Origin of the sequence: Kitasatospora sp. NPDC051853, assembly GCF_044452665.1 — a bacterium.
Classification (GTDB): domain Bacteria; phylum Actinomycetota; class Actinomycetes; order Streptomycetales; family Streptomycetaceae; genus Kitasatospora.
On sequence record NZ_JBITBY010000010.1, the window covers coordinates 304,035 to 328,122 of the forward strand.

Below are 24,088 nucleotides of genomic sequence, written 5' to 3' on the forward strand. Positions count from 1 at the left end.
GGGAACCATCGACGCGCGCCCCTGCTCCGGCCCGGCTCCGGTGCCTAGCGTTCGGTGCGTACCGATCACGGAGGAGAACACCATGGCCCGCACCGCCCGCTACGTCCACCAGACCGCCCGCCCGCAGGGGCGCCCCTCCCCCGCCGACTTCGCCTTCGTGGAGCGGGCGCTGCCCGAGGTCCCGGCGGGCGGGGCGCTGGTGGAGAACCTGTACTTCTCGGTCGACCCGTACATGCGCGAGGTGATGGACACCGGCGAGCTGCACGCCCCGATGGAGGGGCGGTCGGTGGGGCGGGTGGTGGCCTCGCGGTCGCCGCACCTGGCCGAGGGTGACCTGGTGGCGCACCGTCAGGGCTGGCGCACCCACGCGGTGCTGGCCGCCGAGGAGCTCCCCGAACCGGGCGGGCGGCCCGACCCGGGCGGGGTGCGGGTGCTCCGGCCGGCGGACGGGGTGCCGCTGAGCGCGTACCTGAGCGTGCTGGGCGGGACGGGGCTGACCGCGTACGTGGGGCTGACCCGGGTGGCGCGGCTGCAGCCCGGCGAGGACCTCTACGTCAGTGCGGCGGCCGGCGGGGTGGGGACGGCGGTGGGGCGGTTCGCCCGGCTGATGGGGGCGGGGCGGCTGATCGGCAGCGCCGGATCGGCCGGGAAGGTCTGGGAGCTGACCGGGCGGCTGGGCTTCGACGCGGCCTTCGACCACCACGACGGGCCGGTCGGCGAGCAGCTGCGGGCGGCCGCGCCGGACGGGATCGACGTGTACTTCGACAACGTCGGCGGGGACCACCTGGCCGGGGCGATCGAGGTGCTGCGGGAGGGCGGACGGGTCGCCTGGTGCGGCGCGGTCGCGCAGTACGACGACCCGGCGAACCCGCCGGCCGCGCCGTACAACCTGTACGACGTGGTGGGCAAGAGCCTGCGGGTGGAGGGGTTCCTGGTGCGCAACCACCGGGACGCGCAGGCCGAGTTGGAGGAGTGGGCCGCGCCGCACCTGCGTTCGGGGGCGCTGGTGGCGGAGGAGACCGTGACGGAGGGGTTCGACCGGTCGGTGGAGGCGTTCCTCGGGATGCTGGACGGGGCGAACCTGGGGAAGGCGATCGTGCGGGTGGAGGGGGAGCCGTCCTGACGGTGTGTCACAGGACTGTCCTGGGAGGGGAACGGGCGGAACGGTCCGCCGGGGCGGGCGGTCATGCACTGCGGAGACCACCGAGCACCGCAGCCCCGCCGGAGGAGAACACCATGCGCGTCCGCAAGCCCGCCCTCGCCGTCCTGACCGTCGCCGCCGCCCTCCTGCTCACCGCCTGCCAGGACGGCGGGGCGGGCGGGGCGGGCGGAGCGGAGAGCGCTCCGACACCGGCCCGGACGCCGGTGCAGACGCAGTCGCAGGCACAGACGCCGACCGCCGCCCCGAGCACCCCGGCCACGGCCGGGAGGACCGCCAGGTGCCGGACCGCCGACCTGACCGTGACCGCCGCGGACCGCACCATCACCGGCGACGGCGAGAACACCGTCGTGGTCGAGCTGAGGAACCACAGCGGCAAGGACTGCACGCTGTCCGGCTACGCGGGCGTCGACCTGAGGACCTCCGCGGGCACGGTGTCCGCGAAGCGCTCCGGCGAGCCGGTGGTCGCGGGCGTGGTGGCGAGCGGGAAGTCGACCTACTTCGGGATCGGCTACCCCGCCAACGGCTCGGGCGGCTCCGGGGTCCGGATCACCGGTCTGGTGGTGACCCCGCCGGACGAGACCCAGTCGGTCACCCTGGCCTGGCCGGGCGCCGGTTCACTGCCCGTCACGGAGGGCGGCGGGTCGCCGGTCCGGATCGGCCCGGTCGGGAGCGCCGGCCAGGGCGGGTGACCGTGCGGGCCTTCCCCGGGGCCGGTGACCGTACGGACCGGGCCGGGCCGGGCCGGCGGCCCGTCAGTCGGTGGCGAGGCGGGCGTGCAGGTGCTCGTCGTGGTACTGGTCGTCGCCGAAGCGGTGGCTGTCGCGGAGGGTGCCTTCGAGGGGGTAGCCGGCCCGGAGGGCGACGCCGCAGGAGGCGGAGTTGCCGGTGGCGTGGGCGAGTTCGATGCGGCGGGCGCCGACCGACTCGAAGGACCAGCGGGTGACGGCCTGGACGGCACGGGTGGCCAGGCCGCGGCCGCGGGCGGCGGGGTCCAGCCAGTAGCCGATCATGGCGAGGCCGTCGAAGGGGTCCACCCAACGGACGGTGACGTTGCCGAGGAGGTGGTCCCGGTCGGGGTCGAGCAGGGCGAAGGAGCCGGCGGCGCCGGACTCCCAGGCCGCCGTCCGGCCGGCTATCCAGCGCTCGGCGTGGGCGGGAGTCTGGCCGGCCAGCGGGTTCCAGAGGGCGACGTCCGGGTCGGCCGCGATCGCGGCGATCTCCCGGCACCGGCGCTCGACGTCACCGACCAGGCTCCAGGGCACGGCCCGGAAGCCGTCACCGGCCAGCTCGGCGGGGCGGAAGGTCGGGGCGAGGGCGCTCGGGTCCACGGTGCTCATGGGCACCTGTGTACACGGGCACGAACGGCAACGCCACGGAGAATCCGGCGACGGGTCAGCCCGCCACCCGGAAACCGATGTTCCCGGCCGAGCTGTCGGGGGTGTTGGAGCTGCGGGCGGCCACCCGGTAGCGGTTGCAGTAGGAGTCGTGGCACATGTGGGAGCCGCCCCGCATCACCCGGGCGGTTCCTCTCGGCGGGCCCGCCGGGTCCTGCCGGGGGCCGGTGCGGTGGAAGTCGGGGCTGAACCAGTCGGCGCACCACTCCCAGACGTTGCCGGCCACGTTGTACAGGCCGTGGCCGTTCGGCCGGTAGGACTTCACCGGGACGGTGCCGCGGTGGCCGGTGTTGACGGTCGGGAAGACGCCCTGCCAGATGTTGCACGACTCCCTTCCACCCGGGGCGAGTTCGTCGCCCCAGGGGTAGCGGCGCTGCTCCAGGCCGCCGCGCGCGGCGTACTCCCACTCGGCCTCGGTGGGCAGCCGGGCGCCCGCCCAGGCGCAGTAGGCCCGGGCGTCGTTCCAGGAGACGTGCACCACGGGGTGGTTCTGGCGTTCGCCGACCGAGGAGCCGGGGCCCTCGGGGCTGCGCCAGGAGGCGCCGGCCACCGAGCGCCACCACGGGACGGCGGCCACCGCGGGCGAGGCGGCGGCCAAGTCCCCGGTCAGGAAGCCCTCGAAGACGAAGCTGGCGCCGAAGGCCTCGGCCTCGGTGACGTACCCGGTGGCCTTCACGAAGGCGGCGTACTGCGCGTTGGTGACGGCCGTCGGCGCGATCCGGAACGGCGCGACCTCGACCTCGCGGACCGGCCCCTCGCCGTCGGCCGGGTAGCCGACGCCGTCGTCCGTGCCCATCAGGAAGCGCCCGCCCGGGAGCCGGAGCAGACCGCGGGCGGACCGGGCGGCGGGTGCGACCTGGGCCTGCGGGGCGGCGGACGCCGAACGGCCGGGCGTGCAGCAGGACTTGTGCCCGCCGGAGGGTTCGCCGACGGACACGACGGTGAGCTCGGTGGTGGTCATCGCGTGGAGGTTCCCTTCGGACGAACGGACGGACGGCCCCCGCCCCCGCGCGGGCGGGGGCCGTCCGGGTCAACTGGTCCGGTCGGCGGCCAGGGTGGCGGCCAGCGCCGGGATGCCGAGCGCCTGCTCCTCGGCCGGGGTGGCCTGGTGGAGCAGGTTCCGCAGCTGGTACGGGTCGCTGACCAGGTCGTAGTACTCGCGGAACAGCACCTGTCCGGTGCCGCTCACCACCCCGGCCGCGTTGGTGTGGAGGTCGTAGTACTCGGTGTACTGCTTCTCCTTGTCCACGTACGAGGCCCAGGTGTTGGGCCCGCCGGCGGCGGTGCCCTGCTTCCACCACTCGACCAGCAGGTGGCCCCGGGAGTACCCGGTCAGCAGCGAGCGGCCGTCCTGCGGGGTGTCCGGAGTGATGCCGGCGGCGTCCAGGACGGTCGGGGCGATGTCGATGTTGGCGACCAGCCGGTTGTCGACGGTGCCGGAGCCCAGACCGGCGGCGGGCCAGGAGAGGTAGAACGGCACCTGGTGGCTGGGCGAGTAGGGCACCGACTTCTTCAGCCAGCCGTGGTCGGCCCAGGTGTAGCCGTTGTCGGCCACGTAGATCACCAGGGTGTTGTCCAGCTGGCCGAGTGCCTCCAGCTTGTCGCGGAAGGCCTGCACCGCGTCGTCCACCGAGAGCAGGGTGCGGAGTTGACGCTTGCGCAGCTCCCGGGCGTCGTCCAGGGTGGCGGTCGCGTTGCGGATGTAGGCGGGCTTGTCGCTGCGGTCGTCCTCGGGCACCGAGGGGCGTCCGTTCCAGGCCGGGACGACGGTGTCGGCGTACTTGGCGGCCGGGGTGTTGGGCTCGTGCGAGGCGTACGGGGTGACGTAGGCGAACCACGGCCGGGTGTCGGTGGCGGCCTTGTCCAGGAAGGCCAGCGCATGGTTCTTGATCACGTTGGTGGGGTAGCCGCTGATCTGCCGGACGGTGCCGTTGTCGTTGTAGTTGGCGCTGCTGCTGTAGGACGGCTGGAGCAGCAGGAAGTCCTCGAAGTGCGGCGGATTGTCCGCCAGCGTCCAGGAGTTGAGGTACTTGCCGAACAGCCCGGTGCGGTAGCCCGCCTGCTTCAGGTAGCGCTGCACGGTGCTGTGCTGGTCCAGCGCGGCCGAGGCGCCGTTGTTGCGCACACCGTGGTTGTGGGCGAAGCGGCCGGAGAAGACCGAGGAGCGGGACGGGGCGCAGAGCGGGGTGGCGACGTGGCCGTTCGGGTACTCCACGCCGTGGTCGCCGAGCCAGGCGATGGTCTTCTGGATGGCCCAGTTGGTGTGCTTGGGCTGGTCGTCGGTGACGATCAGCAGGATGTTGGGGCGGGCGGCGGTGGCGGCGGGCCCGTCGGCCGCGGCCCGGCCGGCGGTCAGCGGGACGGCGGTGGCGGCGGCCACCGCGGCGGCGCCGGTGAGGAAGCCGCGGCGGCTGGGGGAGGTGTGCTCGGGCATGGCTGTGCCTTCCGTTGTCGCGGGATGGACGGGTGCGGAGGGTTCAGCGCGGGAGACAGAGCCCGCAGGCCAGGCGTCCGTGGTCGACGTGGCGGCGGGCAACGAGGAGGACTCCGGTTGCCATGGACGCGACCCTAGGAGCGGCGGCCCGGGGCCCACAAGACGGGGGCCGGGAAGTACGCGGGAACGACACAGCCGCGTGACGTGGCGACACATCACGCGGCTGCGGAGCAGTCGGAAGGACCGTCAGGCGGCGCCCTCGCCGAGGTAGGCGGCCCGGACCCGGGGGTCGTGGAGCAGCTCGGCGGACGGACCGTGCATCCGGATCTCGCCGGTCTCCAGCACGTAGCCGCGGTCGGCCAGCCGGAGCGCCTGGGCGGCGTTCTGCTCGACCAGCAGGACGGTGGTGCCCTGCTGGTTGATCTCCCGGACGATCTCGAAGAGCTGGGCCACGATGATCGGGGCCAGGCCCATCGAGGGCTCGTCCAGCAGCAGCAGTTCGGGGCGGGCCATCAGGGCCCGGCCGATCGCCAGCATCTGCTGCTCGCCGCCGGAGAGGGTGCCGGCCACCTGGCGACGGCGCTCGGCCAGCCGCGGGAAGAGCCCGAACACCCGCTCCAGGTCGGCGGCGTCCACCCGGCCGAAGCGGTAGGCGCCGAGGTGCAGGTTCTCCAGCACCGTCATCCCGGCGAACACCCGCCGCCCCTCCGGGGAGTGGGCGATGCCGAGGCCGACCACCTCGTGGGAGGGCACGCCGTCGATCCGCTCGCCGGCGAACCGCACCTCCCCCGCGGCCGGGCGGAGCAGGCCGGAGACCGCCCGCAGGGTGGTCGACTTGCCCGCGCCGTTGGCCCCGAGCAGGGCCACCACCTCGCCCTGGCGGACCGTCAGGTCGATCCCGCGCAGCGCGGTGACCGCCCCGTAGTCCACCCGCAGCCCGGCCAGCTCCAGCAGCGCCGGGGCGCCGCCGGTGCCGTCCGGGGCGTCACGGACCGGCTCCACCACGCTCGTCACGCCGCCACCTCCGCGCCCAGGTAGGCCTCGACCACCGCCGGGTCCTGCTGGACCTCGGCCGGGGTGCCCTCGGCGATCACCCGGCCGAAGTTGAGCACCATCACCCGGTCGGCCACCGACATCACCAGCTTCATGTCGTGCTCGATCAGCAGCACGCCGATCTCCAGCTCCCGGTTGATCCGCCGGATCAGGGCGGTGAGTTCGAGCTTCTCGGTCGGGTTGGTCCCGGCCGCGGGCTCGTCCAGCAGCAGCACCCGGGGGTCGGTGGCCAGCGCGCGGGCGATCTCCAGCCGCCGCTGGTCGCCGTAGGCGAGCGCTCCGGCCGGTTCGTCCGCCTTGGCCGCCAGACCCACGAACTCCAGCAGCTCACCGGCCCGTTCGGCACTGCGCCGGGCGGCCCGGCGGGCGTGCGGCAGGCCGAGCGCGATGCCCAGCGGGCCGCTGCGCAGCCGGGTCTCGGCCGCCACCTGGACGTTCTCCAGCGCCGTCAGCGCACCGAACAGCCGGATGTTCTGGTACGTCCGGGCGACGCCCGCACGGTTCACCAGGTGCGGTTTGCGGCCCAGGAGTTCGTACGTGCCGCCGTCGGCCGGGTGGAAGGTGACCCGGCCCTCCTGCGGGCGGTAGACGCCGGTCAGCGAGTTGAACAGCGAGGTCTTGCCCGCGCCGTTCGGGCCGATCACGGCCAGTACCTCGCCGCGCTCCATCCGCAGGCCGACCTCCGCGAGCGAGGTGAGCCCGCCGAAGCGCAGCGTCAGCCCCTCCGCCTCCAGCACCACGCTCATCGGGCCCCTCCCCCAACTCGCTTGCCACCGGCGGGGATCAGCCCCTGCGGGCGGTAGATCATCATGACCACCAGCAGCGCCCCGAGGTACATGAAGCGGTCCTTCTGGTCCACCACGTCCTTGAGCGCGTGCGGCAGCCAGGCCAGCAGCCCGGCGCCGAGCAGCACCCCCGGCAGCGAGCCCATGCCGCCGAAGATGACGTAGGCCAGCACCAGCACCGAGTAGAGCAGCGGGAAGTTCTCCGGGTTCACGAAGCCGACCTTGCTCGCGTACACCACCCCGGCCGCGCCGGAGGTGGAGGCGCCGATCGCGAAGGCCATCAGCTTGTACTTCACGGTGTCCACGCCGTGCGCGGCGGCCGCGATCTCGTCCTCGCGGATCGCCGCCCAGGTCCGGCCGACCTTGGAGTGCTGGAGGCGGCGCAGCACCAGGACCGCCAGCACGATCAGGCCGAGCAGCAGCCACCAGTAGTCGACCGGGTCCAGCTTCCAGCGGTAGGAGACCGGGCCGAGCTCGACCGAGAAGTGCGGGATGCCGAAGGCCCCGTTGGAGCCGTGGGTGAAGCCCTCGGCGTTCTTGGCCACCAGGTAGATGATCTCGTGGAAGCCGAGGGTCACGATGGCCAGGTAGTCGCCGCGCAGCCGCAGCGTCGGCCCGCCGAGCAGCACCCCGGCGAGCAGGCAGGTGAGCATGGCGACCGGGATCACCAGGAAGGGGTTGAGCTCGAACGGCGGCTTCACCGGCAGGTGGCCGGTCCAGAACGCGGCGCTGTAGCCGCCGATCGCGAAGAAGGCGACGAAGCCCAGGTCGAGCAGCCCGGCCCAGCCGATCACCACGTTCAGGCCGAGGGCGAGCAGCACGTAGATGCCGACCCAGTCCACCAGCACCTGGTTGGTGGCCCGGCTGAGCCCGAGCGGGGCCAGGACGGCGACGGCCAGGCCGAGCACGACGAGCACCGGCCGTGCGGCGCGCGGCAGTCGTGGCCGGGGCAGGCCGGTCAGCGCCTTCCGGGCGGCGGCCCGGGCCGGGGCGCCGAGCTCGGCCACCGCCCAGAGCAGCACGCCGAGGCCCAGGCAGATCCAGAGCCGGGCGCCGGTGAGGGTCTCCCGCAGCGAGTACAGCAGGTCCCGCCCGTTGCCCTGCTCGCCGGTCATCACGGCCAGCAGCAGGCCGGCCCCGAGCAGGGCGGACAGCCGCCGCCAGCGCGGCAGTTGGTACCACTTGGGGGTGCGGAGCCGGGCCAGCCGGGACGGGCTCGGCCGCTGGAGCAGGGTGGTCATGCCGTCCTCCCGATCCGGACGCCGAGGATGCCGGTCGGACGGAGCATCAGCACCCCGACCAGCACCACGAAGGCGGCCACGTAGCGCCACTCCTCGCCGAACAGCGGCACGTTGAAGGTCTCCACCAGGCCGAGCAGCAGACCGCCGAGCATCGCGCCGCGGATCGAGCCGACGCCGCCGAGCACCGCCGCCGCGAAGGCGGTGATGCCCGGGTTGAAGCCCATGGTGAAGGAGACCTGGGTGTTCAGCCCGAACAGGAAGCCGGCCACCCCGCCCATCAGGCCGCCGATCACGAAGGTCCGGGAGATCACCCGGTCGGTGTCCACGCCCATCAGCCCGGCCGTCTCCGGGTCCTGGGCCAGGGCCCGGATGCCGGAGCCCAGCCTGGTCCGGTGCACCAGCAGGTCGAGCCCGCCCATCATCACCACCGCGCAGACCACCAGCAGGACCTGGGTGATCGTCACCCGGGCGCCGAAGACCGTGAAGAGCACGTTGTTCCGGTAGATCTCCGGCATCGGCAGCGGGTCGCGGCCGAACAGCTTGCCGGCCAGGTTGTAGAGGAAGAAGGAGGCACCGATGGCGCTGATCAGGAAGATCAGCTTGGGCGCCCCGCGCCGCCGCAGCGGCCGGTACGCCACCCGCTCCAACCCGTACGCGGTGGCCCCGCCGACCAGGCCCGAGGCCAGCAGGCCGACCAGCACCAGCAGCACCGAGACGGTGGCCGAGGGGTGGTCGGGGGTCAGCTGGGTGAGCACGACCAGGCCGCCGAAGCCGCCCAGCATGAAGACCTCGCTGTGGGCGAAGTTGATCAGCTGGAGCACGCCGTAGACCAGCGTGTAGCCGATCGCGATCACCGAGTAGAGCGCGCCCAGGGCGACGCCCGGTATCAGGTAGTCCCAGAACTCGTGGAGCGACATCGGAGGGTCCTCCCCTGGCTCAACTCGCGGCCAGCGTCTCGATGTTGCCCCGGTAGACGATCTTGCCCTCGGTCACCTCGTAGAGGAACGCGGTCCGGTCCGGGAACTCGCCCTTGGCGTCGAAGCGGAAGCGCTTGGTCAGGCCCTTGTAGTCGGCCTGCTTCACCTTGGCCAGCACCTGGTCACGGGTGGCGTCCGGGCCGAGCGCCTTGATCTGCTCGATCACCAGGTTGGTGGCGTCGAAGGACTCCGCCGAGTAGGTGCCGGGCGCGGTCTTGAACTCGGCCTGGTAGTCGGCGGTGAACTTCTTGATGCCCGCCTCCACCTCCGCGTCCACGCACGGGCAGGTGACCAGCCAGCCCTCCGAGGCGGCACCGGCCAGCTCGATGAACTTCCGGTCGTTCACCCCGTCCGAGGCGATCCTCGGCTTGTCGAAGCCCGCCTCCTTGAGCTTCTTGGCGAACGGCGCGGCGTCCGCGTAGAAGCCGGCGTAGATCAGCGCGTCGGCACCCGAGTTCTTCGCGGCGGTGGCCACGGCGGTGTAGTCCGGGGTCTTCTGCGGCACGCTCTGGCGCACCACCTCGACGCCGGCCGCCTTGAGGTCGGCGTCCGCCACCGCGGACAGGCCGATGCCGTACTCGGTCTTGTCGTCCACCAGGAAGACCTTCTTGGCCTTCAGCTTCTTCGCGTAGTACGAGGCCATCCCGCCGCCCTGGGCGTTGTCGTTCGGGATGCCGCGCAGGAAGGAGCTGAAGCCGAGCGTGGTCAGCGAGGGGCTGCTCGCGGAAGGCGTCAGCGCCAGCAGGTTCGCCTGCGAGTAGAGCTGGCCGGCCGCCTTGGTCGGGCTGGAGAAGGCCGGGCCGATGGTGGCGAGCACCTTCTCGTCGTCGATCACCTTCTGCGCGGCGGCCGGGGACTGGTCGGCGCTGCCCGCGTCGTCGGCCGCCACGTAGGTCAGCGAGAACGGCAGGTCGCCGCGCTCGTTGGCCTGCTTGACGGCCAGCTTCACGCCGTTCTCCATGTGCACCCCGAGCGCGGCGTTGTCCCCGCTCAGCGGCCCCTGGTAGGCGATCTTGACGATCTTCTTGCCGTCCGCGCCGACCTCGCCCTCGTCCTTGGCGCAGGCGCTCGCGGTGAGCGCGAGCGCGCCGACGAGCAGCGGTGCGGCGGCGGTGAGCAGTCTTCTGGGCAGCACGAAGTCCCCCTGGAGGCGCGGCGGTTCGGAACGCCCGCGACTCTATGCAGCCCCGATCCGCCGGAGGGAGCCTCACGCCCGTGGTCTGTCACCTCACCCACCCGGCGGCCGGGGCCACCGCGGCGGCCGTCCGGGCCGGGACGGCCGCCCGACGGGTCAGCGGGCGCCGAACTTCTGGTCGGTGGAGACCACCTCGCGGCCCAGCGGCATCAGCGAGATCGGGATCAGCTTGAGGTTGGCCCAGGCGAACGGGATGCCGATGATGGTGATCGCCAGCGCGATGGCCGTGGCGATGTGACCGAGCGCCAGCCACCAGCCGGCGAAGACGATCCAGATCACGTTGCCGACGCAGGACGGCGCACCGGCGTCGGGCTTCTCCACCGTGGTCCGGCCGAACGGCCAGAGCACGTAGCCGGCGATCCGGAACGAGGCGATGCCGAACGGGATGGTGACGATCAGGATGCAGCAGATGATCCCGGCCACCGCGTAGCCGATCGCCATCCAGATCCCGCAGAGCAGCAGCCAGAGCACGTTCAGGACGAAACCGATCACCTTCATGCCACCAGCCTCCCACGGAGCGGGCCCCCGCGGGCAGATCCGGTCGCGGCGAGTCCGGCGCCAATGGCCTTGCCCCGGGCCCGACCTGGGGAAATCACCTGAGGTCGCACACGGAGCGCGCGGCCTTTCGCGAGAACGGAATCCGCCTGATGGCCATCGCGGTTCGCAGGACGCTCGCCGTCGCCACGCCGGCTCTGACCAGCACCGTCCTTCCGGCCGCGGGGGCCGGCGCTGGGTGGTCTTCGACCAGCAGGTCAGCCTGGCCGCCGTCTGATGCACCGTCACCCGGCCCGGGCCGCGAGGACCCCGGCCGGGTGACCGGGCGTCAGGCGAACTGGCCGGGGCGGTAGTCGCCCGCCGGGGTCTGCAGGATGACGTTGGCCCGGTTGAAGGCGTTGATCAGGGCGATAGCGCCGACCAGGGCGCCGAGCTGGTCCTCGTCGTAGTGCTGGGTAGCGCGGGCCCAGACCTCGTCGCTGACGCCGCCGGCCGCGTCGGCGATCCGGGTGGCCTCCTCGGTGAGCTCGATGGCGGCGCGCTCGGCCTCGGTGAAGACGGTGGCCTCCCGCCAGGCGGCGACCAGGTTGAGCCGCTCGGGGCTCTCGCCGTGGTGGACGGCGTCCTTGAAGTGCATGTCGGTGCAGAAGCCGCAGCCGTTGATCTGGCTGGCGCGGAGCTTGACCAGCTCCTGGGTGGCGGTCGGCAGGCCCGACTCCTCCAGGACCTTCCCCGCCGCGATGATGTGCTTGAAGACCTTGCCCAGGACCGGGTTGGTGTAGGGGTTGAGGCGGATCTCCACGGGGTGCTCCCTCGTTCGGTGCTCGTTCTGCGCTGTCACCCCTTCGACGGAACGGCCGCCCGGAGTGTGACAGCCGCCCGACGTGACCCGCGTCACGTCCCGTCAGAGGCGCGGCGCCTCCGGGTGGTACGCCCGCTGGCGCTCGACCGGGGCGACGGCGAAGTCGCCGTTGCCGTTCACCACCTCGCCCACCGCCAGGGCCAGCCCGCGCGCCAGGCCGCTCCCCTTGAGCACCGCGCCCCGCCCGTCCGGGTCCGGGTACGCGTGGTCGCCGCCGCCCGTCAGGCGGACGGACTGGGCGGCGATGGCGCCGATCACCTGGCAGCCGTCGCCGATCACCGAACGGCCCACGATCTCGGGGCCGTTGAGCAGCCTGGCCCGGTCGCCGACCTCCACGGCCGCGTCGGCCCGGTTGGCCTTGATCCGGGCGCCGCCGTCCCCGATCAGGTTCCCGTCGCCGATCCGGACCGAGCCGCCCGCCTCGGCCAGCACCACGGCCCCGGGGCGGAAGACGTTGCCGGAGCCGATCGCGCAGCTGCTCTCCGGGTCGCACTCCACCGTGACGCCCGGGTAGAAGACGTTCCCCCGACCGAGCGTCACCCGACGGGAGATCAGCACCGAGAAGGGGTCGTGGACCAGGTTGCCGCCGCCGGGCTCCAGCAGTTCGGTCACGGTGCGCAGCCCCGCCGCGGTCCGCGTGGCGTCCAGCGCCGCGATCAGGTTCTCCACGGAATCCCCCTCGTCCGTTGTCCTCCGTGCCCGATCGTGCCGCATCGTGGCGGCCGGTGGGGAAGTTGTTCGGACAACGGACACCCACCACGGGTGGCGCGTTCACGCGCCGTCGCTACGGTCGCACCGCCCGGCGCTGTCCCGGGTGCGTGCGCGGTGGGAAGCGGTCGGAAGCCGGCCGGGTGCGCCGAACCTGTCGAGGAGACGAACCCCTATGCAGCGCAAGGCCTTCAAGGCCGCGTTGGTGCTCGTGACCGCGAGCGCCCTGGTGGGCGGCGCGGCGGTCACCGCCAACTCGGAGCCGTCCGAGCAGTACCGCAACGACCAGGGCCACGAGGGCTGGTACGGCGGCGGCAACGACATCCGCAACGTCATCTACATGGTGGGCGACGGCATGGGCCGCACCCATGTCACGGCCGGCCGGGACCGCTTCTACGGTGCCGCGGGCCGGCTGAACATGGAGCGCCTGCCGGTCGTCGGCCAGGTCGCCACCTACGCGGTGGAGAAGGGCAGCGACAAGCCCGCCCTGGTCACCGACTCGGCCTCCTCCGCCACCGCCTGGTCCTCCGGTGTGAAGACCTACAACGCGGCGCTGGGCGTGGACTCGTACGAGAAGCGCGTCGCCACGCTGATGGAGCAGGCCAAGGCGGCCGGCTTCGCCACCGGCAACGTCTCGACCGCCGAGATCACCGACGCCACCCCGGCCGGCCAGTTCAGCCACGTGCTGCTGCGCGGCTGCCAGGGCCCGGTCTACTCGGACGCGGCCTGCCTGCCGAAGAACGCCGACGGCACGTACGAGGCCAAGCCCTCGGACACCACCCTGATCACCCCGGTCGCCGAGCAGATCGCCCGCAACGGCACGGCCGACGTCATCCTCGGCGGCGGCCTGGCCCGCTTCGAGCCGGACGACCAGAAGGCCCTGAAGGACCGCGGCTACCAGGTGCTCGGCAGCTTCGGCGACGCCGCGCTGCCCGCGCAGAGCGCCGCCAGCCAGAAGGTCGCCACCAAGGCCGAGCTGGACGCGGTGCGCGGCGGCAAGGTCATCGGCCTGTTCAACCGCGGCAACCTGACGGTGGAGGCGGCCAAGGCCGCGCTGCCGGCCGGCGCCCCGGAGAAGGCCGAGCCGACCCTGTCGGACCTCACCACCAAGGCGATCGACCTGCTGGGCAAGCGCAACCGCAAGGGCTTCTTCCTCCAGGTCGAGGGCGCCCAGATCGACAAGCGCTCGCACGCCAACGACGCCGCCCAGACCCTGGGCGAGATCAAGGCCTTCGACGACGCCGTGGCCAAGGCCGTGGAGTTCGCCAAGCGCGACGGCCACACCCTGGTGATCGTCACCGCCGACCACGAGTGCGCCGGCTTCAACATCATCGAGAAGGGCAGCTTCACCAACGCGGAGGCCGCCGCCCCGCCGGTGAACGTCGACGGTGGCAACACCGCCAACAACAGCACTCCCTCGCGCTCCGGCGGCAACACCAAGGACGCCACCCGCTCCACCGGCATCGTGAACGGCGCCGGTTCCAAGGACGCGAAGAACTTCGCCCCGGCCACCTTCCGCACCCCGGACGACCCGGCGGGCGTGGTGGACGGCAGCCCCGAGGCCAGCCTCTGGCTGACCTACCTGTCCGGCAACCACACCGGCGCCGACGTGCCGCTGTTCGCCTTCGGCCCGGGGTCGCAGCGCTACGCCGCCAGCCAGGACAACACCGAGCTGTACGGCAAGATGTACCGCTCGCTGTTCAACCGTTCGCCGCGCTGACCCCGTTCGCCGCGCTGACCCCGTACGGCAGCTGACGATCCGTCCGACACCGGGGGCCGGGAGGGCACACGCCCCCTCCCGGCCCCCGGCCGTACTCCCGCCCCCAGGAGCCCACGTCGTGAACCCGACCCGCCCCGCCCTCGTCCTTCCGCTGCTCGCCCTGGCCCTGCTCACCGGGTGCACCTCCACCGCACCGGAGCAGGAGGCGGCGCCGCCGCCGGCCCCGGGTCAGGTCTCGCTGCCGGCGCCCAAGGAGGCCCCCTCCCCCACCGCCTCGCTGGCCGGGCCGGTCCGCCCGGGCGAGGTCCGGGTGGAGCCGGGCCCGTTCACCGACCGGGTCTCGCTGGAGCGCCTGACCCTGGACAAGGGCGCGGCCGTGGGCGGCCACCTGACCGTCACCTCGGACGTCAGCGACGTGCTGACCCTGGAGCTGCGGGCCGCCTTCTACGACCAGCAGGGGCAGTTGGCCGGCACCGGCACCTTCCACTACGAGGAGGAGGAGTCCGAGGGCGCCCACCTCGGGCCGCGCGCGGCGCAGGGCGGCATCGACTTCTCGGTCCCGGCCGGGAAGCTCACCTCCGCCCCGGTCACCGCCGTCCTCTCCCTCCCGGTGCTGGTCAACGAATGAGCGTGCCCGCCCCTCCGTGCGGAGGGACGGGCACGCCGGTGGTGGTGACGTCGGATCAGACCGCCGGGAAGGGGTCCAGGTCCGGCTTGAGGGTCTGACCCGGGGCCGGCGGGGTCCGGTCGACCAGGTAGTCGGTGACCAGGGTGTTGAGGGCGGCGCTGCGGCCGATCGCGCAGTGCTCGATGGAGTCGACGGTGACCAGGACGGCGTTGCCGAGCTCACGCTGCATGCGCTGGGCGAACTTGTACTGGGTGGCCGGGTCGTAGAGGTTGCCGATGACCATCACCGGGTTGGCGGTCTTCTTGTTCCACGGGCCGCTGTAGCGCTCGGAGGTGAGCGCCGGGGCCGGCCAGGTCGCGCACGGCGGCGCGTCGAAGGCCTGGTAGCGGCCGAAGGTCGGGGACTCGTGCTCCCAGGCGCGGGCCAGCAGCGGGAAGAGCTGCGGGGCCGGCGGGTACGGCTTGTCCTGGCAGTTGACGCCGTAGTAGGAGTCGTCCGAGGTGTACGGGGTCTCGGCCGGGGCCTCCCGGAGGGCGGCCGGGGCCAGGACGGCCAGCTGGTCGGCGTCGCCGGTGGAGGCCTGACCGGCCGTCAGGGAGCGGGCACCCTGGGCGTTGATCGCGGTGTCCAGGTCCTTCAGGGACTTGGCCAGCGGGGCCAGCCGGCTCTGCGCGTACAGCGCGTTGGCGACCTGGCTGGTGAAGGTGGAGAGGGTGACGACGGAGCCGCTCGGCAGGGTCACCGGGTTGGTGCGCAGGTGGTCCCGGATGGCGTCGAAGCGGGCCCGGGTGTCGCCCTCGCCGAAGGCGCAGCGCGGGGCGCCGACCTCGGCGCAGCGCTCGAGGAAGGCGTCCAGCGAGATCTCGAAGCCGTCGGCGCGCTGGCGGTCGTACTCCAGGCCGTTGGCCAGGCGCAGCTGCGGGTCGACGTTGCCGTCGACGATCACGGCGCGGACCTTGGACGGGTACATGTTGGCGTAGGTGGAGCCGATCAGGGTGCCGTAGGAGAAACCCGCGAAGGTGAGCTGGGCGTCGCCGACGGCCTGCCGCATCCGGTCCAGGTCGCGGACCACGTTGATGGTCGACATGTGCTTGATCAGCGGGCCGGCGTTCTTGCCGCAGGCGGCCGCGTAGTCGCGGTTGGCGGCCATGGTGTCGCGGACCTCGTCCGCGGTGACCGGGACGCCGGTGGCCCGTGCCCAGAGGGCGTCGGACTCCTCGTTGGTGGTGAAGCAGCGCAACGGGTTGCTGCGGGCCACGCCGCGCGGGTCGAAGCCGACCAGGTCGAAGCGCTCCTGGACCTTCTTCTGGAAGCGGGTGGTGGTGGCCCAGAGGTAGCCGCTGCCGCCCGGGCCGCCCGGGTTGAGGAAGAGCGAGCCTATTCGGTTGGCCGGGTCGGAGGCCCGGCGGCGCAGCATCGCGATGCCGATCTTCTCGCCGTTCGGCTTGGCGTAGTCCAGCGGCACCGGGTAGGTGGCGCAGTCGTAGATGCCCGGATCCGGCTTGCTCGGATCGGGGTTGCACGGTGTCCAGGACACCGGATCGACCTTGGCCGGAGCCCCTCCGGCGGACGGTGCGGCGACGGCCACACCGGGGACCAACAGCAGGGCGCTGGCCGCAGCCAGGCCCGCACTCCAGAGACGAGACACGGAACCCCCCTCGACATGTCCAAAACAGGCCGCCAGCATGCCAGTTCGGAGATCGTCGAGGAAGGCCCCGGACAGGATCGGTTCCGGTTCAGGCCAGCAGTTTGACCTTGGCCTGCTGGAACTCCTCCTCGGTCAGCGTGCCGTTGCTCCGCAGCTGCGCCAGCTTCGCCAACTCGTCGGCCTGGGTCGGCTTCTGGCCGCCCGTCTGCTGGCCGGCGGCCTCCTGGACGTACGCCCGGAAGGCGGCCTCACTGCGCTGCACCTGTTCGCGGTCGCGTTCGCTCATCGAGCGCCCCCGGGCGATCAGGTAGACCAGCACCCCCAGGTAGGGCAGCAGGATCACGAAGACCAGCCACCCCGCCTTGCCCCAGCCGCCCATCGTGTGGTCGCGGAAGATGTCCCCGATCACCTTGAAGAGCAGGAAGAACCAGAGCACCCAGAGGAACAGCCAGAGCATCGTCCAGAAGAGGTTGAGCAGCGGGTAATCGTCCATCGGAACTCCCTCGGACCGCCGCCCGCACCGTGCGGACGGCGGTCCGATCATAGGGAGACATTCAGGACATATCGGTCAGACTCGCCCCGACCGCCCCTCCTGACGCCCGGTCAGCCCACGTTCGGGGTGATCCCGGCGAAGTACTGGCGGGCGACGTTGTAGGCGTTGTTCGCCACGTTCCGGCCGAGCAGCGCACCCTGCTCCTTGTCGAAGCGCCAGTGCACGCCGCCGTAGAGGCGGGACATGCCGTCCTCGTCGGCCGCCTGGCTGAAGGTGTCCCACTTCAGCGTGATGTCCGTGGCCGGGGCGTTGGTGTCGTACTTCAGGGTGCCGGCCTTGACCACGGCACTCTCGCCGTAGGTGTCGCTGCCGGTCCACAGCTTCATGTACTCGCCCCAGGTGGCGCCCCAGATCGAGTGGCCGGAGATGTACGAGGCGAAGGCCGGGGTCGGCAGGTAGGACTTCCAGTTCTTGCCGTCCATGGTGACGGTGCCCTGGCCGGGGCCGCCGAAGGACTGGATCTGCTGACCGTCGTAGGCGTAGCGCATCATGGTGAGCGGGCGGGCGTAGTCGTAGTACTTCTTCGACTCCCAGGCCGCGTTGCCGCTGTCGCCCATCGCCATGTTGAGGCCGAAGAACATCTTCACGTCCTGGCTCAGGGTGTGGAAGTCGCGGCGGGCGACCCACTGGGCCTGGCGGTTCTGGTGGCCGGTCGGGCCCTCCGCGGCCTCGATCCAGAACTCGGCGATCGCCTTCTGGCGGTCCGTCAGGCCCGCGCTGATCTGGCGCAGCTCCTCGATCGAGGCGTTCGCCTCGGCGGTGCCGTAGGCCGGCGGGACGACCGGCCGGAACTGGCTGGTGGTCTTCATCGCGTACGGCTTGGTGGCCGCGAACTGGATGCCGGCGAACTTCTGGGTCACCCCGTTGACGATCAGCGGGCTCCAGCGGTCCGGGGCGACCACCTTCGACTTGTCGAAGGCGTTCAGGTCCTGCGCCGGGTTGACCGGGGCGTAGCCGCTGCCCGGGTCGGAGTAGGCGGGGGTGCCGAGCTGGTTGGCCCCGTCGTTGTGGCGGTAGTTGAGCACCGCGTCGCAGGCGGTGTGCGCGATGCCGGCCGCGGTGGAGGTGTTGACCTCGGCGTTGGCCGGGTCGTAGCCCTGCTGCTGGAGCAGCGCGTCGAAGCTCGCGGTCTGCTGCGGGAAGAGGTCCTTGAGCGCGCGGTGCGAGGCGTACGCGACCGCGGCCTTGCGGTTGGCGTAGGTCCGCTTCCACCACTGCTGGCGCAGCTGGCCGCCGAGGCGGGTGCCGATCGCCCGGGCGTCGTAGGCGGCCCAGGCGTCGTAGGCACAGGTGGAGACGATCGCGTGGTAGCGGGCGGAGACCGGCGGGAGGATGCCGGCGGCGCCGTTCAGGCCGACCTGGGCGATGGTGGCCTGGACGGTCTTCTCGTTCCAGGCGAGCAGCAGGTTGGCCCCGCCGTCCTCGAACTCGGCCCAGCTCTCCTGCAGGGCGAACTGGCTGACCGCCGAGTCGGTGGTGTCCTCGGCGGCGGTGGCCGCACCGGTGGCCAGGGTGGTGACGGACAGCACGGCCGCCAGGGCGAGCACGGTGCCCCGGCGCAGACCGGTGGCGAGGGTGGATCCCATGGGTACCGCTTCCCTTCGATCGGGTGGACCTCACGACGCGGGACACTCTCGACCGACGCACGACGGCCCCTCCAGTCGGCTTCTGGCACTTCGTCAGAGCCAACCGGAGGGGCCGTTTTCCTTTGTGGAGAAGGGCAGTTCAGCGGTGGTGCCGTCGGATCAGCGGGCCGCCACCGAGGTGAGGTACTGCAGCCCGGCGCGGGCCGCGGTGCTCAGCATGTCGGAGGCGATCGCGTCGGCGTCCTGGCGGAACAGGGTGTTGAGGCCCGGCTTGCCGCTGCCGACCTGGGTGAACCAGCGGGTGTGCTCGGTCGGGATGCCCAGCGCGTACAGGTCGGGGTGGACGGTGCCGTCGGCGGCGATCAGGTGGAACGGGGCCTGGGTGACGTTCAGCCCGCCGGTGTAGAAGATCTCGCCGGTCAGCTCGTCGGCGTGCCGGTACTCGCTGATGGTGCCGTCGGTCAGCAGGGAGCGGGTGAGCGGGGCGGAGTCGCGGTAGAGGTCGGGGGTGGGGATGCGGGCGTCGATCAGGGCGGTGGCGGTCCGCTCGGAGCCGTTCACCTGCGGGGAGGAGATCCGGAAGGTGCCGCTCTCCTCGTCGGCGGCGAAGTCGGTGGCGGGGCCGGCCACCTCGACCACCCCGGCCTCGATCAGGGCGACCAGCTGCTCGACCCGGGCGATCGGCGGACCGGCCGAGAGCAGCGAGTTGACGGGCAGGAAGTCGCGCTGGAACTCGCGGGCGTAGCTGTCCGGGCGCAGGCCGCCGAAGTCCACCGCCTCGCGCACCACGTTGCGGATGTCGCGCAGCACGTCCAGCGCGGCCTTCAGCGGGCCCTCGGCGTTGCCCTGGTCGGCGGCGGCCAGGTCGGCCCGCATCACCTCCAGCAGACGGGCCTCGAACTCCCGGCTGTCGGCGAAGAGTTCGCCCTGGAACGGACGGGCCAGCTTCTGCAGGTCGATCGGCTCGGCGGGGGTGGTGGCGCCGCTGCGGCGGTGCACCTCCTGGTGGACGTGCTCCACCTCCCGCATCAGCAGCGGCAGCACGTCCTCGTTGAAGACCAGCTGGCCGCTGCCGGTCTCGGCCAGCCGGCGGGCGCGGGCCTCGGCCACCGCCTGCTTGGTGAGGAAGACCGGGGTGTGGGTGTGGTCGGGGTTCTTCTGGTTCCGGCCGCGGGCCGGGATCGGCAGGCCACTGCGCGAACCGGTGACGATCTTCGGCTCCAGGCCGCTGGCCAGGTAGCGCAGGGTGCCGTCCCGGTCCGTGTCGAAGGTGCCGCCGCGGCCGACGGTCAGGCTGAGCATCACGTCGTAGAAGGAGAGGCCCAGGCCGCGGATGGCGACCGTGGCGCCGGGGGCGATGGTGTCCTTGTCCAGCCTCATGTCGGCGGCGGAGTCCCCGCACAGGTAGGCAGTGCCCGGGTGGCGCTCGGTGAAGGCGAGCATCCGCTGCTCGAACTCGTCCGGCTGGTTGGTCGGGTGACCGGTGGCCAGCAGCACCTTGTCGGCCTCGATCAGGTACGGCAGGTCGTACGGCGCCAGGTCGACCCGGAGCACGTAGCCGCCGGCGCCGCGCGGCACGACGTGCTCCACCCGGCCGTTCAGCTCGACCACCTCGACCCGCTCCGGCAGGCTGGCCAGGATGCTCCGGTAGACGGCCTGCTGGTACTGGCCGTAGCGCTGCCGGGAGGCGTAGTCGTCCGGGCCGAGCAGCGGCTCGCCGTGGGTTCTGGCCCGCTCGGCGATCCACTGGCCCAGCGAGGGGCCGGCGCCGGGCCGGGCCGGGCCGCCGTCCGGGTCACCGGAGTACATGGTCACCTGGCCGACCACCGTGTTCATCGTGAACCAGTCGTCCTGGTCCGTGCGCCACACCCGCCCGGAGCCGACCTCCACCGCGTCGATCACGTGGATGCGGACCTGACGGCCGCTCAGTTCGCCGTCGTTCAGCCGGGCCGCGAGGCGCTCCAGGACCGAGAGGCCGCGCGGGCCGGAACCGACGAGGGCGATGGAGAGGGGCTCGGTGGCAGTGGCGTCAGTGGTCACGGTGTTCCGTCCTTGGTGAGGAGTTCCGCTTTCGATGACACAAACGTACGGCCGAATTCACGGGATTGTTCCCCGGTGCCACCGATGGGGGATCACGGACAATCCGGTGATCCGAATCCGTGAATTCCCCCGGAAAAGCAGGAACCGGAGGACGGCGTCATTGCCGTCCCCCGGTCGGGGAGAATCCGTTCAGGTCGGTGGGGCGAGGGTGGGTCAGGCCGCCACGGCGGCCGGCCGGGCGTGCTCCAGCTCGTCGATCTGCTGCTGGAGCCGGCGGCGCTGGCGCTGGTCCTGACGCGTCAGGACCAGGGCGGAGGTGACCGCCGCGATCAGCACCACGTTCTTCAGGATGTACTGGCCCTCCAGCGTCCCCACGACCGGCATCACCCAGGTGACCTCGGGGAAGAGGATCAGCGGGGCGGCCGTCCCGGCCATGTGGCCGAGGAACACCAGGTAGGTGAGCCGAGGGATCCGGCCGGTCAGTAAGAGGAGGCCGAAGCCGACCTCGAAGACCGCGATCAGCACACAGGCGAGGTGCCCGTGCAGCACGCCGAACGTCAGGGCCTCCGTGGTCCGGACCGCCAGCGGTTCGGCCGGGCTGAGCCCGGGCCAGAACTTCGGCAGTCCGAACCAGATGAACACCAGGGCCACGCTCACCCTGAGCAGCAGCGAGAGGCGGGCCTCCACGCTGACCGGCAGGATTTCAGCGCGGATGCGCCTTCGGAACGTGACGGCGGAAGAACGCTCTCTGGTGGTGGTCATTTTCCATTCTCGCTTTCTCGGGAACTCCGAGGGACGGGGAGTCCGCACCGAAATGGAAAGCGTGGTACTGCGTCTCCATTTCCTGTGGGTTTTCTACTCCCACAAAGGTACGGTCCACGTACGACCCGTGGCCGTCCGTCCCTTCGATGGGGGGTGCCCGGTAAACCCGATGGCACCCCCGCCCGAGAAGGCGAGCTAGGGCTGACGCACCGTCACCACTTGCTCCAGTCGATGTTCCAGCCGCTCATGCCGTTCGACGGGTCGACCTGCTTGCCCACCGAGTTCTTCACGGTCACCACGTCGCCGACGATCGAGGCGTCGTAGAAGCTGCCCGCCGGGGTGTCCGACGAACCGTCACCGGCCGTGTCGTACAGGCCGATGCAGCCGTGGCTGGTGTTCTGGCTGCCGAAGATCGACCGGGACACGTTCTTGCCGTGCACGTAGGTGCCGGTCGGGGTGAGCCGCAGCGCGTGCGGCATCTCGACCTTGTAGTCCGGGCCCTCGTGGTTGGCCACCGTGCTGGAGTCCATGACGGTGGTGCCCTCCTTGGCCATCACCACCATGGTCCCGTTGAAGGTGTTCTGGGAGGCGGGCGAGCTGGCACCGGCGCTGATCGGCACGGTGAACGGCGCCTTGCCCTCCTCGGTCACCACCATCTGCTTCGACGAGGCGTCCGCGACGCTGACCCGGGAGCGGCCGATGTTGAAGGTCTGGGAGCTGTCCACCTCGCCGTAGACCCCGGGCGAGGTCTCCACGCTCTTGAGGTTGTACTTGACCGTGACCTTGCTGTTCGACTTCCAGTACGCCTCCGGACGGAAGTCCACCCGCTGGTTGCCGAACCAGTGCGGCTTCACCACGGCGTTGTCGGCGGTCTGGAAGGTGACCGCCTTCTCCACCGCCTCCTTGTCCTTCACCGGCGTGGTGAAGGTGAGCGAGACGATCATGCCGACGCCGTAGGTCTGGTTCTCCGCGACGTTGTCCCGCGGGCCCGCGCCCTTCTTCGGGGTCAGCGTGGTGAAGCTGCTCTTCTTGCTGGTCGCCACACCCTTGTCGTCCACCGCCTGGGCGTCCACCTGGTACTCGGTGGAGACCGCCAGGTTGGTCTTCGGAACCCAGCCCGAACCGTCCGCGGCCAGCTCGCCCGGCACCTCGGCGCCGTCCTTGCCGGTCACCTTCACCGTGGTGAGCTTCCCGCTCGCCACCGCGACCTTCAGCACACCGGACGGCTTGACCTCCTTGGTCCCGTCCGCCGGCTCCACGCTCACCACCGCCGCGGAGGTCTTCGACGCCTCCGCCGACGGCTTGCCGGCCCCGTCGCCGCCACTGCCGCCGCTGCCGCTGCCACCGCCGCTGCCGCCGCTGCACGCCGCCGTCAGCATCAGCACGCCGCCGACCACGCCCGCCACCAGGGCCCTGTCTGCCCGCCTCATCCGTGTACTCCCCACATCGCCTACGGTCTCTGTATACGTCCACACGGGTGGTGAAGGTTGCGTCAGACGGCCCGGTATCGGTCACGAATGGGCAACAGCTGCACGGAGCGCCCCACGACGGCTCGGTGAACGCCCGGCGGCCGGGCCGGGTCACCCGCCCATCATGCGGCCCCACTCCTCGACGGCAGCGAGTGGGGGGACCCCCCTATTCCCCCGGTGTTCGGGCGGACGGCTCGACCGCGGACGGCTCGACGGCGGCCAGCTCGACGGCGGCCCGGGAGGCCGTCAGGCCGGGCAGGGTACGGACGTCGGCACCGGTGAGCTGCCGCCAGCGGTGCAACTGCCGCTCCAGCTCCTCCGGCCGCAGGCGCAGCGCGCGGGCCGCCCTCGGCGGGTCGAACCCGTGGTCCGCGAAGGCCCGGACCGCCTCCGCCAGGTACGGGTACGTACGGGCGGCGGCCACCGCCGGGGCCAGCAGCGGATCCAGCCGGTCCACGGCCGCGGCCGTCACCGCCAGCGGCCACAGCTCCGCGTACCGCCAGACACCCGGACGGCCCGCCGCCAGGCGGTGCGCGGCGCGGGCGTCACGCACCGAACGGCGGGCCGCCTCCGGACCGATCCGCTCCAGGCCGACGGCCAGACAGCCACCGCCGAGCAGCGCCGTCACCGCCTGCTCCTCCGCCCCCTGCCCCAGGACCAGCCAGCGGCCCGGCTCCGGCGCCTCCACCGCGAACCGGCCCGGCACCCGGCCCAGGCGCTCCCGCAGCCGCTCCGCCCCCTCCTCCCCCGGGGCGGCCGCCGCCCGGCCCGCCAGCCAGGCCTGGAACGACGCCGCCGGATCGAACCCGGCCCGCTCCGCCCCCGCCCGCAGCTCCCCCTCCGGCCCCGCACCCGCCGCCAGCCGCACCAACCGCTCCCGGGCCGCCAGCACCTCCCGGTGCCCGTGCACCAACGCCGCCACCAGCTCGACCGGCCCCTCCCCCGGGTGCGCCCGCCGGTACCCCGCCAGCACCGCCGCGAGCCCGGCCCCCTCCGCCGCCCCGGCCGCCCCGTACCGCCGGGCCGCCGCCTCCTCGATGCTCACCACCCACGCCCCTCCCGCCCCAGGAGCGACCAACATAACCGCCCCCACCCCACCCCAACCAGGCCCGTTTTTCCGCTGCGCGGGGCGCACGACGGAGCATCTGGAGAGCTGGTGGAGCCGCTGCGCGGGGCACGCGGGGGAGGCACGGGTAGCCGCAAGGTGGTGAGGCCGGGGGCGCGGGGAACTGCGCGCTGCGGGAGACAACGACCTGGTTGCCGGGTACGGGGGTTCACCTGCAACTGGGTCTCCGTACCCGGCACTTGGGTCACCTTCTCCCGATTCGCGCAGTTCCCCGCACCCCCGGGTGGGCCTCCCGGGTGGCTGCGCGCGG

Annotated in this window: 22 protein-coding genes; 4 read left to right on the plus strand and 18 right to left on the minus strand. The window is 72.2% G+C overall.

The genetic code is table 11. From position 1 onward, the window contains the following. Positions 1-82 precede the first annotated feature (82 nt). Positions 83-1,123 carry an NADP-dependent oxidoreductase gene (locus ACIA8O_RS28510; protein WP_396296826.1) on the plus strand — a complete coding sequence of 347 codons (1,041 nt, stop codon included), beginning with the start codon at positions 83-85 and terminating at the stop codon, positions 1,121-1,123. A gap of 113 nt (positions 1,124-1,236) precedes the next feature. Further along, a complete protein-coding gene (locus ACIA8O_RS28515; protein WP_396296827.1) occupies positions 1,237-1,851 on the plus strand; it encodes a DUF4232 domain-containing protein in 615 nt (204 codons plus the stop codon). Between the two features lie 63 nt (positions 1,852-1,914). Here ACIA8O_RS28515 and ACIA8O_RS28520 read toward each other — a convergent pair whose 3' ends face one another. The 11 genes from ACIA8O_RS28520 to ACIA8O_RS28570 form a co-directional block, all read right to left on the minus strand. Then, complete coding sequence (locus ACIA8O_RS28520; protein ID WP_396296828.1) at positions 1,915-2,499, minus strand: GNAT family N-acetyltransferase; 585 nt, start codon at positions 2,497-2,499, stop codon at positions 1,915-1,917. A gap of 55 nt (positions 2,500-2,554) precedes the next feature. Continuing rightward, positions 2,555-3,517 carry a formylglycine-generating enzyme family protein gene (locus ACIA8O_RS28525; RefSeq protein ID WP_396296829.1) on the minus strand — a complete coding sequence of 321 codons (963 nt, stop codon included), beginning with the start codon at positions 3,515-3,517 and terminating at the stop codon, positions 2,555-2,557. Positions 3,518-3,586: 69 nt separating this feature from the next. Continuing rightward, complete coding sequence (locus tag ACIA8O_RS28530) at positions 3,587-4,990, minus strand: sulfatase (protein WP_396296830.1); 1,404 nt, start codon at positions 4,988-4,990, stop codon at positions 3,587-3,589. Between the two features lie 246 nt (positions 4,991-5,236). After that, positions 5,237-6,004: an ABC transporter ATP-binding protein gene (locus tag ACIA8O_RS28535; protein ID WP_396296831.1), complete on the minus strand. Its 768-nt coding sequence runs from the start codon at positions 6,002-6,004 to the stop codon at positions 5,237-5,239. After that, a complete protein-coding gene (locus ACIA8O_RS28540) occupies positions 6,001-6,789 on the minus strand; it encodes an ABC transporter ATP-binding protein (RefSeq protein WP_396296832.1) in 789 nt (262 codons plus the stop codon). Before ACIA8O_RS28540 ends, ACIA8O_RS28535 begins: the two co-directional genes overlap by 4 nt. Next, the gene (locus ACIA8O_RS28545) at positions 6,786-8,069 is read right to left on the minus strand and encodes a branched-chain amino acid ABC transporter permease (RefSeq protein ID WP_396296833.1); all 1,284 of its coding nucleotides are present in this window, start codon (positions 8,067-8,069) and stop codon (positions 6,786-6,788) included. The genes ACIA8O_RS28540 and ACIA8O_RS28545 overlap by 4 nt, the downstream gene beginning before the upstream one ends. Next, positions 8,066-8,986, minus strand: coding sequence for a branched-chain amino acid ABC transporter permease (locus ACIA8O_RS28550; RefSeq protein ID WP_396296834.1), 921 nt, complete (start codon positions 8,984-8,986; stop codon positions 8,066-8,068). The genes ACIA8O_RS28545 and ACIA8O_RS28550 overlap by 4 nt, the downstream gene beginning before the upstream one ends. 19 nt (positions 8,987-9,005) lie before the next feature. Next, positions 9,006-10,181 carry a branched-chain amino acid ABC transporter substrate-binding protein gene (locus ACIA8O_RS28555; protein ID WP_396296835.1) on the minus strand — a complete coding sequence of 392 codons (1,176 nt, stop codon included), beginning with the start codon at positions 10,179-10,181 and terminating at the stop codon, positions 9,006-9,008. A 156-nt stretch (positions 10,182-10,337) separates the two neighbouring features. Continuing rightward, a complete protein-coding gene (locus tag ACIA8O_RS28560) occupies positions 10,338-10,739 on the minus strand; it encodes a YccF domain-containing protein (RefSeq protein WP_396296836.1) in 402 nt (133 codons plus the stop codon). 325 nt (positions 10,740-11,064) lie between these two features. Then, a complete protein-coding gene (locus tag ACIA8O_RS28565; RefSeq protein WP_396296837.1) occupies positions 11,065-11,538 on the minus strand; it encodes a carboxymuconolactone decarboxylase family protein in 474 nt (157 codons plus the stop codon). Positions 11,539-11,640: 102 nt separating this feature from the next. Continuing rightward, positions 11,641-12,267 carry a hypothetical protein gene (locus tag ACIA8O_RS28570; RefSeq protein WP_396296838.1) on the minus strand — a complete coding sequence of 209 codons (627 nt, stop codon included), beginning with the start codon at positions 12,265-12,267 and terminating at the stop codon, positions 11,641-11,643. A gap of 214 nt (positions 12,268-12,481) precedes the next feature. On the opposite strand from ACIA8O_RS28570, the gene ACIA8O_RS28575 reads away from it, so the two are divergent. Next, positions 12,482-14,026: an alkaline phosphatase gene (locus tag ACIA8O_RS28575; RefSeq protein WP_396296839.1), complete on the plus strand. Its 1,545-nt coding sequence runs from the start codon at positions 12,482-12,484 to the stop codon at positions 14,024-14,026. A 118-nt stretch (positions 14,027-14,144) separates the two neighbouring features. Beyond that, the gene (locus ACIA8O_RS28580) at positions 14,145-14,654 is read left to right on the plus strand and encodes a hypothetical protein (protein ID WP_396296840.1); all 510 of its coding nucleotides are present in this window, start codon (positions 14,145-14,147) and stop codon (positions 14,652-14,654) included. Between the two features lie 55 nt (positions 14,655-14,709). Here the strand turns inward: ACIA8O_RS28580 and ACIA8O_RS28585 are convergent, their stop codons facing one another. The 7 genes from ACIA8O_RS28585 to ACIA8O_RS28615 form a co-directional block, all read right to left on the minus strand. Next, entirely contained in the window at positions 14,710-16,302 is a 1,593-nt protein-coding gene (locus ACIA8O_RS28585; protein ID WP_396296841.1) for an alpha/beta hydrolase, read from the minus strand. A gap of 88 nt (positions 16,303-16,390) precedes the next feature. Further along, complete coding sequence (locus ACIA8O_RS28590) at positions 16,391-16,795, minus strand: SHOCT domain-containing protein (protein WP_396296842.1); 405 nt, start codon at positions 16,793-16,795, stop codon at positions 16,391-16,393. A gap of 110 nt (positions 16,796-16,905) precedes the next feature. Further along, entirely contained in the window at positions 16,906-18,441 is a 1,536-nt protein-coding gene (locus ACIA8O_RS28595) for a vanadium-dependent haloperoxidase (protein WP_396296843.1), read from the minus strand. Between the two features lie 159 nt (positions 18,442-18,600). After that, positions 18,601-20,481: an FAD/NAD(P)-binding protein gene (locus tag ACIA8O_RS28600; protein WP_396296844.1), complete on the minus strand. Its 1,881-nt coding sequence runs from the start codon at positions 20,479-20,481 to the stop codon at positions 18,601-18,603. A gap of 213 nt (positions 20,482-20,694) precedes the next feature. Continuing rightward, entirely contained in the window at positions 20,695-21,243 is a 549-nt protein-coding gene (locus tag ACIA8O_RS28605; protein ID WP_396296845.1) for a DoxX family membrane protein, read from the minus strand. A 212-nt stretch (positions 21,244-21,455) separates the two neighbouring features. Then, positions 21,456-22,673 carry an Ig-like domain-containing protein gene (locus ACIA8O_RS28610; RefSeq protein ID WP_396296846.1) on the minus strand — a complete coding sequence of 406 codons (1,218 nt, stop codon included), beginning with the start codon at positions 22,671-22,673 and terminating at the stop codon, positions 21,456-21,458. 205 nt (positions 22,674-22,878) lie between these two features. Then, a complete protein-coding gene (locus ACIA8O_RS28615; RefSeq protein ID WP_396296847.1) occupies positions 22,879-23,757 on the minus strand; it encodes a hypothetical protein in 879 nt (292 codons plus the stop codon). Positions 23,758-24,088 lie beyond the last annotated feature (331 nt).

What these genes read in the sequence shown, in the direction of transcription:
- ACIA8O_RS28530 (WP_396296830.1), bottom strand. Translation starts at nt 4,990, where the DNA reads ATGCCCGAGCACACCTCCCCCAGCCGCCGCGGCTTCCTCACCGGCGCC.
- ACIA8O_RS28540 (WP_396296832.1), bottom strand. Translation starts at nt 6,789, where the DNA reads ATGAGCGTGGTGCTGGAGGCGGAGGGGCTGACGCTGCGCTTCGGCGGG.
- ACIA8O_RS28550 (WP_396296834.1), bottom strand. Translation starts at nt 8,986, where the DNA reads ATGTCGCTCCACGAGTTCTGGGACTACCTGATACCGGGCGTCGCCCTG.
- ACIA8O_RS28560 (WP_396296836.1), bottom strand. Translation starts at nt 10,739, where the DNA reads ATGAAGGTGATCGGTTTCGTCCTGAACGTGCTCTGGCTGCTGCTCTGC.
- ACIA8O_RS28515 (WP_396296827.1), top strand. Translation starts at nt 1,237, where the DNA reads ATGCGCGTCCGCAAGCCCGCCCTCGCCGTCCTGACCGTCGCCGCCGCC.
- ACIA8O_RS28605 (WP_396296845.1), bottom strand. Translation starts at nt 21,243, where the DNA reads ATGACCACCACCAGAGAGCGTTCTTCCGCCGTCACGTTCCGAAGGCGC.
- ACIA8O_RS28590 (WP_396296842.1), bottom strand. Translation starts at nt 16,795, where the DNA reads ATGGACGATTACCCGCTGCTCAACCTCTTCTGGACGATGCTCTGGCTG.
- ACIA8O_RS28520 (WP_396296828.1), bottom strand. Translation starts at nt 2,499, where the DNA reads ATGAGCACCGTGGACCCGAGCGCCCTCGCCCCGACCTTCCGCCCCGCC.
- ACIA8O_RS28575 (WP_396296839.1), top strand. Translation starts at nt 12,482, where the DNA reads ATGCAGCGCAAGGCCTTCAAGGCCGCGTTGGTGCTCGTGACCGCGAGC.
- ACIA8O_RS28545 (WP_396296833.1), bottom strand. Translation starts at nt 8,069, where the DNA reads ATGACCACCCTGCTCCAGCGGCCGAGCCCGTCCCGGCTGGCCCGGCTC.
- ACIA8O_RS28510 (WP_396296826.1), top strand. Translation starts at nt 83, where the DNA reads ATGGCCCGCACCGCCCGCTACGTCCACCAGACCGCCCGCCCGCAGGGG.
- ACIA8O_RS28610 (WP_396296846.1), bottom strand. Translation starts at nt 22,673, where the DNA reads ATGAGGCGGGCAGACAGGGCCCTGGTGGCGGGCGTGGTCGGCGGCGTG.
- ACIA8O_RS28595 (WP_396296843.1), bottom strand. Translation starts at nt 18,441, where the DNA reads ATGGGATCCACCCTCGCCACCGGTCTGCGCCGGGGCACCGTGCTCGCC.
- ACIA8O_RS28525 (WP_396296829.1), bottom strand. Translation starts at nt 3,517, where the DNA reads ATGACCACCACCGAGCTCACCGTCGTGTCCGTCGGCGAACCCTCCGGC.